This window comes from Streptomyces sp. NPDC005151 (genome assembly GCF_053599875.1).
Map to the genome: position 1 here is coordinate 14,080 of NZ_JBSFYR010000005.1, position 15,253 is coordinate 29,332.

Annotated in this window: 7 protein-coding genes and 3 pseudogenes; 5 read left to right on the forward strand and 5 right to left on the reverse strand. The window is 70.4% G+C overall.

The annotated features are described in order from the left end of the window. The first annotated feature begins 107 nt into the window (after positions 1-107). Both ACWD6R_RS04670 and ftsH read left to right on the forward strand, forming a co-directional pair. Positions 108-800 carry a cupredoxin domain-containing protein gene (locus ACWD6R_RS04670; RefSeq protein WP_451817374.1) on the forward strand — a complete coding sequence of 231 codons (693 nt, stop codon included), beginning with the start codon at positions 108-110 and terminating at the stop codon, positions 798-800. Then, positions 797-2,803 carry an ATP-dependent zinc metalloprotease FtsH gene (gene ftsH, locus ACWD6R_RS04675; RefSeq protein WP_451817375.1) on the forward strand — a complete coding sequence of 669 codons (2,007 nt, stop codon included), beginning with the start codon at positions 797-799 and terminating at the stop codon, positions 2,801-2,803. Before ACWD6R_RS04670 ends, ftsH begins: the two co-directional genes overlap by 4 nt. A 570-nt stretch (positions 2,804-3,373) precedes the next feature. Here ftsH and ACWD6R_RS04680 read toward each other — a convergent pair. The 5 genes and pseudogenes from ACWD6R_RS04680 to ACWD6R_RS04700 all read right to left on the reverse strand — a co-directional run bounded on the left by ACWD6R_RS04680 (position 3,374) and on the right by ACWD6R_RS04700 (position 12,459). Next, entirely contained in the window at positions 3,374-5,155 is a 1,782-nt protein-coding gene (locus ACWD6R_RS04680) for an ABC transporter ATP-binding protein (RefSeq protein WP_451817376.1), read from the reverse strand. After that, entirely contained in the window at positions 5,152-7,044 is a 1,893-nt protein-coding gene (locus tag ACWD6R_RS04685; RefSeq protein ID WP_451817377.1) for an ABC transporter transmembrane domain-containing protein, read from the reverse strand. The genes ACWD6R_RS04680 and ACWD6R_RS04685 overlap by 4 nt, the downstream gene beginning before the upstream one ends. Before the next feature lie 197 nt (positions 7,045-7,241). Continuing rightward, complete coding sequence (locus ACWD6R_RS04690; protein ID WP_451817378.1) at positions 7,242-8,702, reverse strand: Gfo/Idh/MocA family protein; 1,461 nt, start codon at positions 8,700-8,702, stop codon at positions 7,242-7,244. 230 nt (positions 8,703-8,932) lie between these two features. Then, positions 8,933-11,856: pseudogene (locus ACWD6R_RS04695) on the reverse strand (FAD-binding and (Fe-S)-binding domain-containing protein). A gap of 159 nt (positions 11,857-12,015) precedes the next feature. Next, positions 12,016-12,459 carry a MarR family winged helix-turn-helix transcriptional regulator gene (locus ACWD6R_RS04700; RefSeq protein WP_451817379.1) on the reverse strand — a complete coding sequence of 148 codons (444 nt, stop codon included), beginning with the start codon at positions 12,457-12,459 and terminating at the stop codon, positions 12,016-12,018. A gap of 118 nt (positions 12,460-12,577) precedes the next feature. Here ACWD6R_RS04700 and ACWD6R_RS04705 point away from each other — a divergent pair, with 118 nt between their 5' ends. The 3 genes and pseudogenes from ACWD6R_RS04705 to ACWD6R_RS04715 form a co-directional block, all read left to right on the forward strand. Continuing rightward, positions 12,578-14,383 (forward strand): ABC transporter ATP-binding protein, encoded by a 1,806-nt coding sequence (locus ACWD6R_RS04705; protein WP_451817380.1) that lies wholly within the window; start codon positions 12,578-12,580, stop codon positions 14,381-14,383. Between the two features lie 31 nt (positions 14,384-14,414). Then, positions 14,415-14,621: pseudogene (locus ACWD6R_RS04710) on the forward strand (hypothetical protein); the annotation flags it as partial. 397 nt (positions 14,622-15,018) lie between these two features. Then, positions 15,019-15,249 (forward strand): annotated as a pseudogene (locus ACWD6R_RS04715) (endolytic transglycosylase MltG); the annotation flags it as partial. Between the last annotated feature and the right edge of the window lie 4 nt (positions 15,250-15,253).

The following is a 15,253-nucleotide window of genomic DNA, read 5'->3' on the forward strand; positions in this document are numbered from 1 at the left end:
GGCCGGAGGGCCCCGCAGGGGGGCCGGTGGACCCCTTTCTGGCGGGGTGGCAAAGACGAGGATGAGAGAGGATGAAAGGTGCCTTCCCGTAGGGAGGAAGAGTTGCCATGGGTGTCGCCGAAGCCGTTGTGATGCCGGCCGCCGCCGTTCTGATCGCGGGGCTGGGCCGGTTCCTCTACGGGCCGCGCCGCGCCCGCACCACACGGGTGGCGGGCGGGGCGCGGCGGGTCCGGGTGACGGTCCGCGGCGGCTGCACCCCGCATCCGATCCGGGTCCGCCAGGGCGTGCCGCTCGAGCCGGTCCCCGACCGGCAGGAGTCCAGGGATTGCACCGCCCGGGGCGTTGTCCCGGATCTGCGGGTGAGCGCGGCGCTGCGTGCTTCCGAGCGGACCACGGTCCGTCTCAGCCCCTGGCAGGTGGGCTCGTTCGGGCTCGTGTGCGGGATGAACATGACGCGCGGCACGCTGCCGGTCGCCCCGGCCGCCGAGCCGGGTCCCGGGAAGGGCGCTCCCCTCGGCGGCGTGGACCGGGCCGCCACCGCGGGACTGGCGCGCAGGACAGCGGCCGAGCCGCAGACCGGTGCGGGCACGGCGGCGAAGGAGGAAGCCGCCCATGCCGCCGAACGGAAGGCGGAGATCAGGGACCCGCGGCGAGCGCCCGCCGACGGCTGCGGTCGTCGCCGGTGCCCGCAGCCGCGGCGTGATGCTGCAGGCGGCCGGCGGCTTCGACCCGATCATCGGGAAGGACACGCAGGCACCGCGGTATGCCGCAGGGCTGACAGCGTACGGAGGTCGCCATGACCAAGCAGGCCGATCCGCCGCCCCCGGGCGACCGGCCGACCCCCACCGCGCAACCGCCACCGCCCGCCTGGCGCCACTGGCTGTGGCTGCTCGCCATCCTGATGGCTGCCGGACTGTGGGTGGCACTGCCGATGACACGTTCCCCCGAGCCCCCGAAGGTGGACCTCACCTACTCCAAGTTCCTCACCGACGTGGACGCCCACCAGGTCAAGGCCGTCACCATCGCCAACGACGGCCGGGCCGGCGGCACGCTCGACAACGGGCAGCACTTCAAGACCGTCATCCCCGTCCAGCTGGCAGGCAACCGGCTCCTGGACCGACTCGAGGCGAACAAGGTCACCGTCACCGCTGCCACGCCCTCCACGTCACCCTCTGCCGGTTCCCGGCTGCTGTCCTGGGTGCTGATCCTGGCGCCGTTCCTGTTCATCGTCTGGTTCTTCAGGCGTATGTCCCGCGGTGCGATGGGCCAGATGCAGGGCGCCATGGGCGTGGGCAAGTCCAAGGCGAAGGTCTTCGACGCGGAGCGCCCGCAGACGACCTTCGACGACGTCGCAGGCTACGAGGGTGTCAAGGCGGAGATCGCCGAGGTCGTCGACTTCCTGCGCCAGCCCGAGCGTTACCGCCGCGCCGGAGCGATGGCGCCGCGCGGGGTACTGATGGTCGGCCCGCCCGGCACCGGTAAGACCTTGCTTGCCCGAGCGGTTGCTGGGGAGGCCGCCGTGCCGTTCCTGTCGGTGGCCGGATCCAGCTTCGTCGAGATGTTCGTCGGCGTGGGCGCGGCCCGCGTACGGGACCTGTTCGCGGAAGCCCGCAAACGCTCCCCCGCGATCGTCTTCGTCGACGAGGTCGATGCCCTCGGGGGCAGGCGCGCCGGATCCGGGGCGATGGTCTCCAACGACGAGCGCGAGCAGACCCTCAACCAATTGCTGTCGGAGATGGACGGATTCGAGGCCGCCGAAGGCATCGTCGTACTCGCCGCCACCAACCGGCCCGAAGTCCTCGACCCGGCCCTGTTGCGCCCCGGACGCTTCGACCGGCAGGTCGTCATCCCGCTGCCCACCCTGGCAGAGCGGGCCGCCATCCTGGCCGTGCACTGCCACGACAAACGCCTCGGCCCGGACGCCGACCTGAACCTGGTGGCGCGCGGCACCCCCGGCTTCTCCGGCGCGGACCTGGCCAACCTGGCCAACGAGGCGGCCATCGTTGCCGTACGTGACGGCCGCGAGGTCCTGACCGCCGACGACTTCGACCGGTCCCGCGACCGGATCTTGCTGGGGCGCCGCGAGGGCTCCAACGTGCTGCTGCCCTCCGAGAAGCACGCGGTGGCCGTCCACGAGGCCGGCCACGCCCTGGTCGCCGCCCTGTCCCCGCACGCCGACCCGGTGGCCAAGGTCACCATCCTGCCCGCCGGGCAGACCCTCGGCGTCACCGAGCAACTGCCCCTGGTGGAACGCCATCTGTACGGCGAGGATCACCTCACCCAGACCCTCACCGTACGGCTCGGCGGCCGCGCGGCCGAACTCGTCGAACTCGGTCAGGGTTCCACCGGAGCAGCCAACGACCTGGCCGGAGCCACCGAGCTGGCCACCAAGATGGTCCGCGAATTCGGCCTGTCCCCCAAGCTGGGCCCCATCGGCTACCCGCAGGGCGGCTCGGTGTTCCTGGGCAGCGGCGGCCCGGCAGTCTCCAGCCGGCCCTTCGCCGAGGCCACCCAGGCAGCCATTGACGCCGAGGTCGCCCGGCTCGTCCGTGAGGCCGAACAGCACGCCACCGTGCTGCTCACCGCTCGTCGCGAACAGCTGCGGAAGCTCGCCGACCTGCTCCTCGACCACGAGACCGTCGACGGCGCCGCCGTCTACCGCCTGCTGGGCATCGAGCCTCCCAGCGAGCACCCCAGCGGCACCACGGTCGCGCCACACCGCCGCGTGTCGGTCGACAAACAGCCCCCGGCCCCCCGCAGCGACGGGCATCCCGATCATGCATCAGGCCAGTGGCCCGGGTGAGGCGGATCTCTGGGAGTGGACACCGTTCCTTGGCAGTGAGCGGAAGTGAGTCCGCGCACTGGCGCGCCCCGAACGGTCTTGGGCGCACTGGTCGTCCGCTTTCACTTCCGGGCGGCGACACGGATCCTGTCCGTGGTCCGGTCCCGGAAGGGCGGAGTCCCTCACGACCTGGCCAGATGGGTGCGGTCAGTGGCGACGGGGAGGCCCTGAACCATCTCGCTGGTGGAGCAGGGGCCCCGCACGCCGGCACCGCACCCGGTGTCCCAGCTCGCCCAGTCAGGCTAGCGCGGTCTTCCCGGCCCACCGCAAGCCCATCAACCGACCGTCACACGATCGAGCTAAAACGACCTCGTGCATGCTCCCAGCCAAGCAGCTGTCAACCCCCGGCCATGGATCTCGAGGGTCCGGGAGCCGGCGGCATGGCGCGGGGCCCGGCCCAGGAACCGGCCCGGCTGGGGGCCGGGAATGCCCGGCTCACTCTGAGTCGTCGATTTTTGCCAATCTACTGTCAACGGGGCACCTCCATTGTCAGCGGACTCGCGGATCCTGGACCGTCGCCGCCCTTTCCGCTCAGCCGTGCCAGGACCGCCACAGCGCCGCATACGCGCCGTCCGCCGCAACCAGCTCGTCATGGCTGCCCAGTTCGCTGATCCTGCCGCTCTCGACCACCGCGATCACATCCGCGTCATGCGCGGTGTGCAGCCGGTGCGCGATCGCCACGACCGTACGGCCGTCGAGCACCCGCGCCAGCGAGCGCTCCAGATGCCGGGCCGCCCGCGGGTCCAGCAGCGAGGTCGCCTCGTCCAGCACCAGCGTGTGCGGATCGGCCAGCACCAGCCGGGCCAGGGCGATCTGCTGCGCCTGCGCCGGGGTCAGGGCCAGACCGCCCGAACCGACCTCGGTGTCCAGACCCTCGCCCAGCGCCTTGGCCCAGCCGTCCGCGTCGACCGCGGCGAGCGACGCCCACAGCTCCGCGTCCTGCGCGCCGTCACGCGCCAGCAGCAGGTTGTCGCGGAGCGAACCGACGAACACATGGTGCTCCTGGTTGACCAGCGCCACATGCGTACGCACCTGCTCCGCCGTCATCTGTGACAACTGCGCACCACCCAGGGTGACTTCACCGCTGCGCGGGGCGTAGATCCCCGCCAGCAGCCGGCCGAGCGTGGACTTGCCCGCACCGGACGGGCCGACCAGCGCGAGGCGCGTGCCCGGGGCGAGGTCGAGGGATACCTTGTGCAGCACGTCGACGCCGGCGCGGTAGCCGAAGTGCACACCGTCCGCCCGGACGTCCCGGCCGTCCGGGGCGACCTCCGTGTCGCCCGCGTCCGGTTCGATGTCCCGCACGCCGACCAGCCGGGCCAGCGACACCTGCGCGACCTGCAACTCGTCGTACCAGCGCAGGATCAGACCGATCGGGTCGACCATCATCTGCGCCAGCAGGGCACCCGTCGTCAGCTGTCCGACGGTGAGCCATCCCTCGATGACGAACCAGCCGCCGAGCATCAGCACCGTGCCGAGGATCGTCACGTACGTGACATTGATGACGGGGAAAAGCACCGAACGCAGGAACAGCGTGTACCGCTCCCAGGCCGTCCACTCCTTGATCCGCCGGTCCGACAGCGCCACCCGGCGCGCGCCGAGACGGTGCGCCTCCACCGTCCGTCCGGCGTCCACGGTCTCCGCCAGCATCGCGGCGACCGCCGCGTAACCGGCGGCCTCCGAGCGATACGCGGACGGCGCCCGGCGGAAGTACCAGCGGCAGCCGAGGATCAGCACCGGCAGCGCGACCAGTACGGAGAGTGCCAGCGGGGGAGCGGTCACGGTGAGCGCACCGAGCAGCAGCCCCGCCCACACCACACCGATCGCCAGCTGCGGCACGGCCTCCCGCATCGCGTTGGCCAGCCGGTCGATGTCGGTGGTGATCCTGGAGAGCAGATCACCGGTCCCGGCCCGCTCCAGCACGCCCGGCGGCAGCCCGACCGACCGCACGAGGAAGTCCTCGCGCAGATCGGCCAGCATCTCCTCGCCGAGCATCGCGCTGCGCAGCCGCATCATCCGGGTGAACACGGTCTGTACGAGCAGTGCGAGCCCGAACACCGCGGCAATGCGCTCCAGATGGAGGTCGGCGACCCCGTTCGACAGGTCCTCGACCAGTCCGCCCAGCAGATACGGCCCGACGATCGAGGCGATCACCGCGACGGCGTTGACCGAGATGAGTACGGCGAACGGCTTGCGGTGGCGCCGCATCAGGTCCCGTACGTAGCTGCGTACGGTGGTGGGGGTGCCGACCGGCAGCGTTGTCGCCGACTCCGGGGCGGCCGGGTCGTACGTCGGTTGTGCGACGCCGATCATGTCCTCTCCTCGATTCCTTCGATCTCTTCGATTTCTTCGATCGCCTTGATCCCGCTGACTTCGCTGATCCCGTCGATCTCGTCCGGTGCGGTCAGTGCCACGATCTCGTCGTCGGTCTCCCGGGTGACGACCGCCCGGTACCGCGGTTCGGTGTGCAGCAGTTCGCGGTGCGTACCGACCGCTGTCACGGTGCCCCGGTGCACCAGCACCACCCGGTCCGCGAGGTCCAGCAGCAGTGGCGACGAGGCGAACGCGACGGTCGTACGACCCTGGCGCAGCGCCTTGATACCGGCGGCGACCCGGGCCTCGGTGTGCGAGTCGACGGCGGACGTCGGCTCGTCGAGAACCAGTGCTTCCGGATCGGTGACCAGGGAGCGGGCCAGGGCGAGCCGCTGCCGCTGGCCGCCGGAGAGCGACCGGCCGCGCTCGGTGATCCTGGTCGTCATCGGATCGCCGTCCCTGGTCACCGAGGCCTGTGCCAGCGCGTCGAGCACGTCACCGCACTGGGCGGCGGCAAGCGCCTCCTCAGCGGTCACCTGGCCGGACGACGGCACGTCCAGGAGCTCCCGGAGCGTCCCGGATAGCAGCACCGGGTCCTTGTCCTGGACCAGCACCGCGGTCCTGGCGGCCGCCCGCGACAGCTCGTCCAGCGGTACGCCACCGAGCAGGACGGACGGGTTCTTCTCCGGCGACGGCGAGCCCTCGGGAGCGTCGTCCGTCGTGTCCTGCTCCGCGGCCGGCTCGGCGTGCCCGCCGAGCCGTTCGGCCAGTCGGCCGGCCTCGTCCGGGTCGCCGCAGACCACCGCGGTGAACCTGCCCGCGGGGGCCATCAGCCCGGTGACCGGGTCGTACAGATCACCGGACGGCACCACGTCGACGGTCGACGGCTCGGCGGTGCGGTGCAGCGACAGCACGCGCACGGCCCGCTTGGCGGACGGCCGTGAGAAGGAGTACGCCATGGCGATCTCCTCGACGTGCCGCAGTGGGAACAGCATCAGCGTCGCCGCGCTGTACACCGTGACCAGCTGGCCGACCTCGATCCGGCCGTCGCGGGCCAGCGTCGCCCCGTACACGACCAGCGAGATGAGCAGCACGCCCGGCAGCAGCACCTGGATCGCCGAGATCAGCGACCACATCTGCGCGCTGCGGACGGCCGCCCTGCGGACCTCCTGCGAGGCACGCCGGTAGCGGCCGAGGAACAGCTCCTCGCCGCCGATCCCGCGCAGCACCCGCAGCCCGGCCACGGTGTCCGACGCCAGTTCGGTGGCCTTTCCGGCCTTCTCGCGCTGGAGGTCCGCGCGCCGGGTGGCGCGGGGGAGCAGCGGCAGCACGGCCAGTGCCAGGAGCGGCATGGCGAGTGCCACCAGCGCCCCCAGCGACGGCAGATAGAGGACGAGTCCGACACAGATCAGCACGAGAGCGACGGCGGCAGCGGCGAAGCGGGAGAGTGCCTCGACGAACCAGCCGATCTTCTCGACGTCGCCGGTGGACACCGCGACGACCTCGCCCGCGGCGACCCGGCGGGTCAGTGCGGACCCGAGTTCCGCGGTCTTGCGGGCCAGGAGCTGCTGGACACGGGCGGCGGCGGTGATCCAGTTGGTGACGGCGGTCCGGTGGAGCATGGTGTCGCCGACCGCGATCAGCACACCGAGGACGGCGATCAGCCCGCCGGCCAGCGCGAGCCGGCTGCCGGAACGGTCGACGACGGCTTGCACGGCGAAGCCGACGGCCAGCGGCAGCCCGGCGATGGAGCACTGGTGCAGCAGGCCCCAGGACATGGACTTGAGCTGTCCGCGGATCTGGTTGCGGCCGAGCCAGACCAGGAAGCGTGGGCCTGACCGGACATCGGGATCGCCAGGATCCGAGTACGGAAGATCGCGAATGTGCATGACGTCCCATGGTTCTGAGGATCGGTTTGTTCGGTGACTGACTCAAACCGTGCAAGGTTCACCCGGGGGACCTGGTCGAAGCAAAGGGTTTTCTCCACGGAATGCGTATTTCGCGCCATGGTCACCGAGCCGGCCGTGGGAGGTCGCACTGCGGGGCCCGGCCTTTGCGGCCGGGCCCCGCAGCGTCGCGCCGGCCGTCAGGCCTTCGCGGGCTTCGCCGAGTCCATGCCGGGGCGGGGGTTCTTCCACTCGCCGCGGGTGAAGTCCGGGATCTGCTGCGGCGCGCCCTTCGCCTTGATGGAGAGGTGGCTGAGCGGTACGGGAGACGTCCAGGTCGCCGCGTCGTACACATCGAAGTCGGGAACGAGCCCCAGACGCATGCACTGCATCAGCCGGAACACCAGCATGTAGTCCATTCCGCCGTGCCCGCCGGGCGGGTTGGCGTGTTCCTTCCACAGCCAGTGGTCCCAGTCGGCGTACGTGCCGAAGTCGCCCCAGGTGTCGTCGGTGTGGTCGGGCTCGATGTAGATGCGGGCCGGATAGTCCTCGAAGAGCCCCTTCGTGCCGCCGAGGCTGTTGATCCGCGAGTACGGATGCGGTGTGGACACGTCGTGCTCCAGCCGGATGACCCGTCCCTTGGCGGTCTGGACGAGACTGATCGTGCGGTCGCTCTCGATATAGGTCTCCTTCCAGCTCGGGTCACCCGCCGGCATGTGCTTCGTCCGGTACTCGGCGAGCCCCAGGGACGGCGAACCGACGCTGATGATGCTCACCGCACGGTCCCCGCGGTTGAGGTCCATGTAGTTGGCGACCGGACCGAACCCGTGGTTGGGGTAGAGGTCGCCGCGCAGCCGGGTGTGCCACAGCCGGCGCCAGGGACCCTCGTAGTAGTCCGGATCGAACATCAGGCCGCGCAGATCGTGGTTGTACGCGCCCGCGCCGTGCAGCAGGTCGCCGAAGAGACCGGCGTGCGCCATGCGGAGCACCCGCATCTCGTTCCGCCCGTAACAGCAGTTCTCCAACTGCATGCAGTGCCGTCTGGTGCGCTCGGAGAGATTGACCAGCTCCCAGAGCTGATCGAGCTGGAGAGCGATCGGACACTCCACCCCGACATGCTTGCCGTGGAGCATGGCGGTCTTCGCCATCTCGAAGTGGAAGTCCCAGGGAGTCGCCACATGGACGAAGTCGATGTCCCCGCGCTTGCAGAGATTCTCGTAGTCGTCCTCGCCGTTGGTGTAGACGGCGGGCGCCGGCTGACCGGCGGCGGTCACCTTCGCGGCGGCCCGCTGGGCCTTCTCCTTGACCGGGTCGCACACGGCGACGACCTGCACTCCGGGTACGGCGAGATAGAGATCGATCATGCTGCCGCCGCGGTTGCCGAGGCCGACCAGGCCGACCCGGACGGTGGAACGCCCTTCGAACGGCACTCCCACCATGGTGGCGCCCTGGCGCTGCGGCGTGGCCGTCTGCGCCTGTGCACCGGCGGCGGAATCGGAGCCGAGAGGGGTGGCGGCGGATGCGGTGCCGCTGCCGAGACCGCCCAGTCCGAGCCCGGCACCGGCCACGCCGGCGGCGGTTGTCCACAGGACCGAACGACGGCTCATCGAGCCGTCGTCACCGTCCTCCGTGCCGTGGTTCTGCTGTGCTGCGTCGTTCATCGATCCTCCAGGAGGGGGGTCTGACGTGCGCGGCTGTTGCTCTGAACCTCGGTCATGACCTTGGAAGATGAGACTGCTGATACGCAAGGGGAGGGTTTGGACTCTCGTAACCGAAACCATGGACTTTTGTACGCGGCTCACCGGATGCCCAGGAGAACGCCGACCACCGGGCCCGGCGGATGTGGCCGGACCCGGTGGTCGGTTGCGTACGCGGTCGTGCGAGAGACGTATCAGGGGCGCGTCGCCCGCTCCAGTTCCATCAGGACCGAGTGGTACGCGCGCCCCGTGGCCCGGTCCATGCCGATCTCGCACATCCGGTTCGCGGAGAGATAGGCGTCGTACTCACGGGAGTTGACCTCGGCCGCCTCCTTCGCCGTGGCCGACGCGGTCAGCTCCTTGTGCAGCATCCCGCGGTCGCCCGCGAACGCGCAGCACCCGGCGTCGTCCGGTACGACGACCTCCTCCGCACACGCCTCGGCGACTGTACGCAACTGCTCCACGTCGCCGAGATGCTGCATGGAGCACGTCGGGTGCAGCACGGCCGAGCCGGTCTTCCGCAGGATCGTCAGTTCCGGCAGCAGCTCGTCGGCCGCCCAGACGAGGAGTCGACGACCGTCAGCTCCCGGTGCAACTCCCGGTTGTCCTCGGTGAGATAGGGCACCACCTCATGGGCGATGCCCAGCGTGCACGACGAGGCGTCGACGACCAGGGGCAACTTTCCGCCCGCTGTCCAGCCCCAGGCGGCCTCCACGATGCGGTTGGCCATCACGGCGTTGCCCTCGTCGTAGCCCTTGGAGTTCCAGATCGTCGCGCAACAGGTCCCCGCGACGTCCCCCGGGATCCACACCGGCCTTCCGGCGCGGGCCGAGACGGCGACGACGGCCTGCGGCAGCGACGGGCCACGGTGGCCGTCCGGACCGCCGAAGATCCGGTTCACGCACGCCGGGTAGTAGACGGCGCTCGCCCCGACCCGCGAGGTGCGGGGCAGCTTGCGGGGCGCCGCGCCGGGGATCTCGGGCAGCCACTCGGGCGCCAGATCGGGGCGTACGGCCTTGCGGGCGAGCCCGGTGACGGTTTCCAGCAGCCGGTCGCCGATCTTGTCGGCCGCGGCGACCGCGAGCCGCGCCGAGGCCTCCACCGCCTTGAAGTGTCTCGCGGTGAGTGCCGCGATCCGCTCCTCGCGCGGTGAGTGCCGCTGGTGGCGGAAGTCCTTCATCATGGCGCCGGTGTCGATGCCGACCGGGCAGGCGAGTTTGCAGGTGGAGTCACCGGCGCAGGTGTCAACGGCCTCGTACCCGTACGCGTCGAGGAGCCCGGTCTCCACCGGGGAACCGCCGGGCTGGCGCATCATTTCCCGTCGCAGCACGATCCGTTGACGCGGGCTGGTGGTGAGGTCGTGACTGGGGCAGGTCGGTTCGCAGAACCCGCACTCGATGCACGGGTCGGCGATCAGCTCGACCTCGGGAATGGTCTTCAGCCCGCGCAGATGGGCCTTCGGATCACGGTCGAGGACGATCCGCGGCGCGAGCACCCCGTCGGGGTCGATGACCTGCTTCGTACGCCACATCAGCTCGGTCGCCTTCGGGCCCCACTCCAGTTCCAGGAAGGGCGCGATATTGCGACCGGTGGCATGCTCCGCCTTGAGCGAGCCGTCGAAGCGCTCCACGGTCAGCCGGCAGAAGTCGTCCATGAACGCGGCGTACCGGTCGACATCGGACGGCTTCGCCGCGTCGAACGCGAGCAGGAAGTGCAGATTGCCGTGCGCGGCATGGCCCGCGACGGCGGCGTCGAAACCGTGCTCCGACTGGAGCCGGAGGAGGGCTTCGCAGGCGTCGGCGAGCAGCGACGGCGGGACCGCGAAGTCCTCCGTGATCAGAGTCGTACCGGACGGGCGGGAGCCGCCGACCGCGGTGACGAACGCCTTCCGGGCCTTCCAGTAACCCGAGATGACCTTGGCCTCGCGGGTGAACTCATTGGTCACCGAGGCGACCGGCGCGACAAGGTCCAGCCCCTCGACGACCGCGGCCGCCGCCCGCTCGTACGCCTCCTGCCCCGGCTCGTCCGGGGCCCGGAACTCCACCAGCAGCGCCGCGGTCTCCTTCGGCAGCCCGGCCCAGTCCGCGGGCACGCCCTGGACGTTCACCGACGCCCGCAGCGTGTTGCCGTCCATCAGCTCGACGGCGATCGCCCCCGCCTCGTTGAAGCGGGGCACGGCAGCGGCGGCGGCGGTCAGCGAGGGGAAGAAGAGCAGGGCGCTGGAGACCTTCCGGTCCAGCGGCAGCGTGTCGAAGACGACCTCGGAGATGAAACCGAAGGTGCCCTCCGAGCCGACCATCAGTCCGCGCAGGATCTGTACGGGGGTCGAGCCGTCCAGGAACGCGTCGAGCCGGTAGCCGTTGGTGTTCTTGATCTCGTACTTGGCGCGGATCCGGGCGGTCAGTTCCGCGTCCGCCTCGATCTCCGCCTTCAGGGCCAGCAGCCCCTCGCACAGCTGTGGCTCGGCGTGGGCGAGCAGTTCGTCCGCCGCCGGATCGGCCGTGTCGACGACGGTGCCGCTCGGCAGCACGAAGGTGAGCGAGGCGACGGTGCGGTACGAATTGCGGGTGGTGCCCGCGGTCATTCCGGAGGCGTTGTTGGCGACGACCCCGCCGATCGTGCACGCGATGGCGCTGGCCGGGTCGGGGCCCAGCAGCCTGCCGTGCCGGGCGAGGGTGGCATTGGCGCGCATGACTGTGGTCCCGGGGCGGATCCGGGCCCGCGCACCGTCGTCCAGCACCTCGATGCCCGCCCAGTGGTGCCGGACGTCGACGAGAATGTCCTCGCCCTGCGCCTGGCCGTTCAGACTGGTGCCCGCGGCCCGGAAGACGACTTCGCGGCCCTTGCCGTGCGCGTACGACAGGATCGCCGAGATGTCGTCGATGTCCTCCGGGACGACGACGACCTGCGGGACGAACCGGTAGGGGCTGGCGTCGGAGGCGTATTTCACCAGGTCGGAGACGGTCCACAACACCTTCTCCGGCCCGAGCAGCGCGGTCAGTTCGCCGCGCAGCGGCTCGGGCGTGCCCGTGGCCCGCACGTCGGGGACCCGGTCGGGGGACGGGGTGCGTGCCGCACCCGGGCGGAGGACTTCCGGCTTCGGCTCCAGCAGCGGCATGGCGACGGTCCCCTCGGTGGGTCGGTGCGGTACTCCCATCTTTCTACCAGCGTAGATTCACACCGCTCATGATCGGTGCAAGGCCTCGAGGCCGGCCGGCGAACCAGCCCGGGCTGCGCCGACTTGCCCCGGCACCCGGCACCATTCGAAGGCGGAGCCTCAGCAGCGACGCTCCGGCATTCCCGCGACCAGAGCGGACAGCAGCCCGCCCAGCACCTCGCGCTGATCGGCGGTCAAGGGAGCCAGGATCTCCTCCGCGGCCGCCCTGCGCGCGTCGCGCAGCGCGCGCAGCGTGGCGCGGCCCTCGTCGGTGATTTCGATCCGGACCACCCGGCGGCTGTCCGGATCGGGGGCGCGGCGCACCCGGCCGCTCGCCTCCAACGCGTCGACCAGGCTGGTCACGGCGCGCGGCACGACGTCCAGGCGCTGCGCGAGATCCGCCATCCGGGGCGGCCCGTCGTAGTGGGCGACCGTGCGCAGCAGCCGGAACTGGGCCGGCGTGATGCCGATCGGCTCCAGCTGGCGGCTCTGGATGCGCTGGAGCCGGCGGGTGAGCCGCAGCAGCTGCTCGGCCAGCAGGCCGTCGGAGTCGGGGGAGTCCATGGGGCGAACAATATCAGGACGACGTTCATTGTGAGTATAGGTAACAATGAGCTATGCTCTCAAAGGTCGGACTGCCGCCTGCGGCCGTCTCCCTCCGTCACGCCTGCCGAAGGAGCCCATGAAACCCGACGAACCCACGTGGACACCTCCGCCCAGGGACGGTACGCGGCCGCCCGCCGAGCTGCGCCGCATCCTCCGCCTCTTCCATCCGTACCGCGGCCGGCTCGCGCTGGTCGGACTGCTCGTCGGCGCCTCGTCGCTGGTGTCGGTCGCCTCGCCGTTCCTGCTCCGCGAGATCCTCGACACGGCCATTCCCCAGGGGCGGACGGGACTGCTCTCGCTGCTCGCCCTCGGCATGATTCTCACCGCCGTGATGAACAGCGTGTTCGGCGTCCTGCAGACCCTGATCTCCACCACCGTCGGCCAGCGCGTCATGCATGATCTGCGCACGTCGGTCTACGCCCAGTTGCAGCGGATGCCGCTCGCCTTCTTCACGAAGACCCGCACCGGCGAGGTGCAGTCCCGTATCGCCAATGACATCGGCGGCATGCAGGCCACCGTCACCTCCACCGCCACCTCGCTGGTCTCCAACCTCACGGCGGTCATCGCCACCGTCGTCGCCATGCTGGCGCTCGACTGGCGGCTCACTCTCGTCTCGCTCCTCCTGCTGCCGGTCTTCGTCTGGATCAGCCGCCGGGTCGGCCGCGAGCGCAAGAAGATCACCACCCAGCGCCAGAAGCAGATGGCCGCCATGGCGGCCACGGTCACCGAGTCCCTCTCCGTGAGCGGCATCCTGCTCGGCCGGACGATGGGCCGGGCGGATTCCCTCACCCAGGGCTTCGCCGAGGAGTCCGAGCGCCTGGTCGACCTCGAAGTGCGCTCCAGCATGGCCGGACGGTGGCGGATGTCGACGATCGGCATCGTCATGGCCGCCATGCCCGCCGTCATCTACTGGGCCGCGGGACTCGCCCTGCAGTCCGGCGGACCCGCTGTCTCCATCGGCACGCTCGTCGCCTTCGTCTCGCTCCAGCAAGGCCTCTTCCGGCCCGCCGTGAGCCTGCTCTCCACCGGGGTGCAGATGCAGACGTCCCTCGCACTCTTCCAGCGGATCTTCGAGTACCTCGACCTCAGGGTGGACATCACCGAGCCCGAGGAGCCCGTCCGGCTGGAGAAGATCCGCGGCGAGATCCGTTTCGAGGACGTGGACTTCAGTTACGACGAGAAGAGCGGCCCGACCCTCAGCGGCGTCGATGTCACCGTGCCGGCCGGCGGCAGCCTCGCCGTTGTCGGACCCACCGGTTCCGGCAAGTCCACGCTCAGCTACCTGGTGCCACGGCTGTACGACGTCACCGGCGGTCGGGTCACGCTCGACGGCGTCGACGTACGCGAACTGGACTTCGACACGCTCGCCCGGGCCGTCGGTGTGGTCTCCCAGGAGACGTACCTCTTCCACGCCTCCGTCGCCGAGAACCTGCGCTTCGCCAAGCCGGACGCGACGGACGCCGAGATCGAGGAGGCCGCCCGCGCGGCACAGATCCACGACCACATCGCCTCGCTGCCCGACGGCTACGACACCCTGGTCGGCGAGCGCGGCTACCGCTTCTCCGGCGGCGAGAAACAGCGACTGGCCATCGCCCGCACCATCCTGCGCAACCCGCCCGTCCTGATCCTCGACGAGGCGACCAGCGCCCTCGACACCCGTACCGAATTCGCCGTACAGGAGGCGATCGACGCACTGTCTGCCGGGCGCACCACGATCACCATTGCTCATCGCCTCTCGACCGTTCGCGACGCGGACCAGATCGTCGTCCTCGACGGCGGCCGGACCGCCGAGCGCGGCAGCCACGAGGAGCTGCTCCAGCAGGACGGCCGCTATGCCGCGCTTGTCCTCCGGGACACCCAACTCGACCCCGTGGCAAGCTGATCGGGACGCGGAGAAGTGAGCACGGGGCGCGGGCCCGGAACAGTACTTCCGGCCCCACCCCTACGCTGCTGACGTCCAGGGCGGGCTGCCGTTCCACGCGGCGGACCACGAGCGGTGGGACGCCGAGTTCCCCGACCATCCCCTCACCCGGGTCCGCCGCACCCTTCGCGCGCTCGCGGAGGCGGTCACCGTGGTACCCGAGTTCGCCGCCCTGCCCGAGTTCATGGGCCGGGGAGCCGAGGCTGAGACCGCACACGCGACGGCGCCGCCGCTCCCGTGGGACGGGGAGCGACGGCGCCGGGGCGAAGCAGAGGTCAGACGAGCCAACCCACGAAGTGGACGAGGCCGGCAAGCAGGTTGGTCAGGACGTTCATCAGGTGTTTCTCCTCGTACATGGTGCATCTCTGGGACAGCGCAGTCGCGGTCTGCAGCCCGTTTTTTGCGCCCTGTAATCATCAGGTTTCGCAGATGAGTTGAGCAACGATCGGCCATACGATCACGCGTTCCAGCGAACACCCGATCCCCTGTTCGTGTGTTCTGTCCTCGCGGTGTGGAGCCGTGTCGTCCCGTCCGAGCCGCCGACGGCCCGGGATAGCGTGCCCGCATGGCGAACGAGTCCCCGAACACCCGTCCCCACCTCAGTCGACAGCCCGTACAACAGCTACGAGCAGAAGGGGCTGCCGCGCATCCCCATCGGCAACCCGGGGGAGCGGGCGATGGAAGCGGCGATCACGCCGACGCCGGGCCCCTGGCTGCACTTCGTGACGGTCGCACCCGGAGACACCCGGTTCACCGACAGCTATGCCGAGCAGCAGAAGAACGTCGGGGAGTTCAACCGCAACCGGCGCACCGCGAGTGGCAGCTGAAGGG

Bases quoted from the DNA above. Each gene is read 5' to 3' on its own strand.
- ACWD6R_RS04670 (WP_451817374.1), top strand. From the start codon at position 108: ATGGGTGTCGCCGAAGCCGTTGTGATGCCGGCCGCCGCCGTTCTGATC.
- ftsH (WP_451817375.1), top strand. From the start codon at position 797: ATGACCAAGCAGGCCGATCCGCCGCCCCCGGGCGACCGGCCGACCCCC.
- ACWD6R_RS04680 (WP_451817376.1), bottom strand. From the start codon at position 5,155: ATGATCGGCGTCGCACAACCGACGTACGACCCGGCCGCCCCGGAGTCG.
- ACWD6R_RS04685 (WP_451817377.1), bottom strand. From the start codon at position 7,044: ATGCACATTCGCGATCTTCCGTACTCGGATCCTGGCGATCCCGATGTC.
- ACWD6R_RS04690 (WP_451817378.1), bottom strand. From the start codon at position 8,702: ATGAACGACGCAGCACAGCAGAACCACGGCACGGAGGACGGTGACGAC.
- ACWD6R_RS04700 (WP_451817379.1), bottom strand. From the start codon at position 12,459: ATGGACTCCCCCGACTCCGACGGCCTGCTGGCCGAGCAGCTGCTGCGG.
- ACWD6R_RS04705 (WP_451817380.1), top strand. From the start codon at position 12,578: ATGAAACCCGACGAACCCACGTGGACACCTCCGCCCAGGGACGGTACG.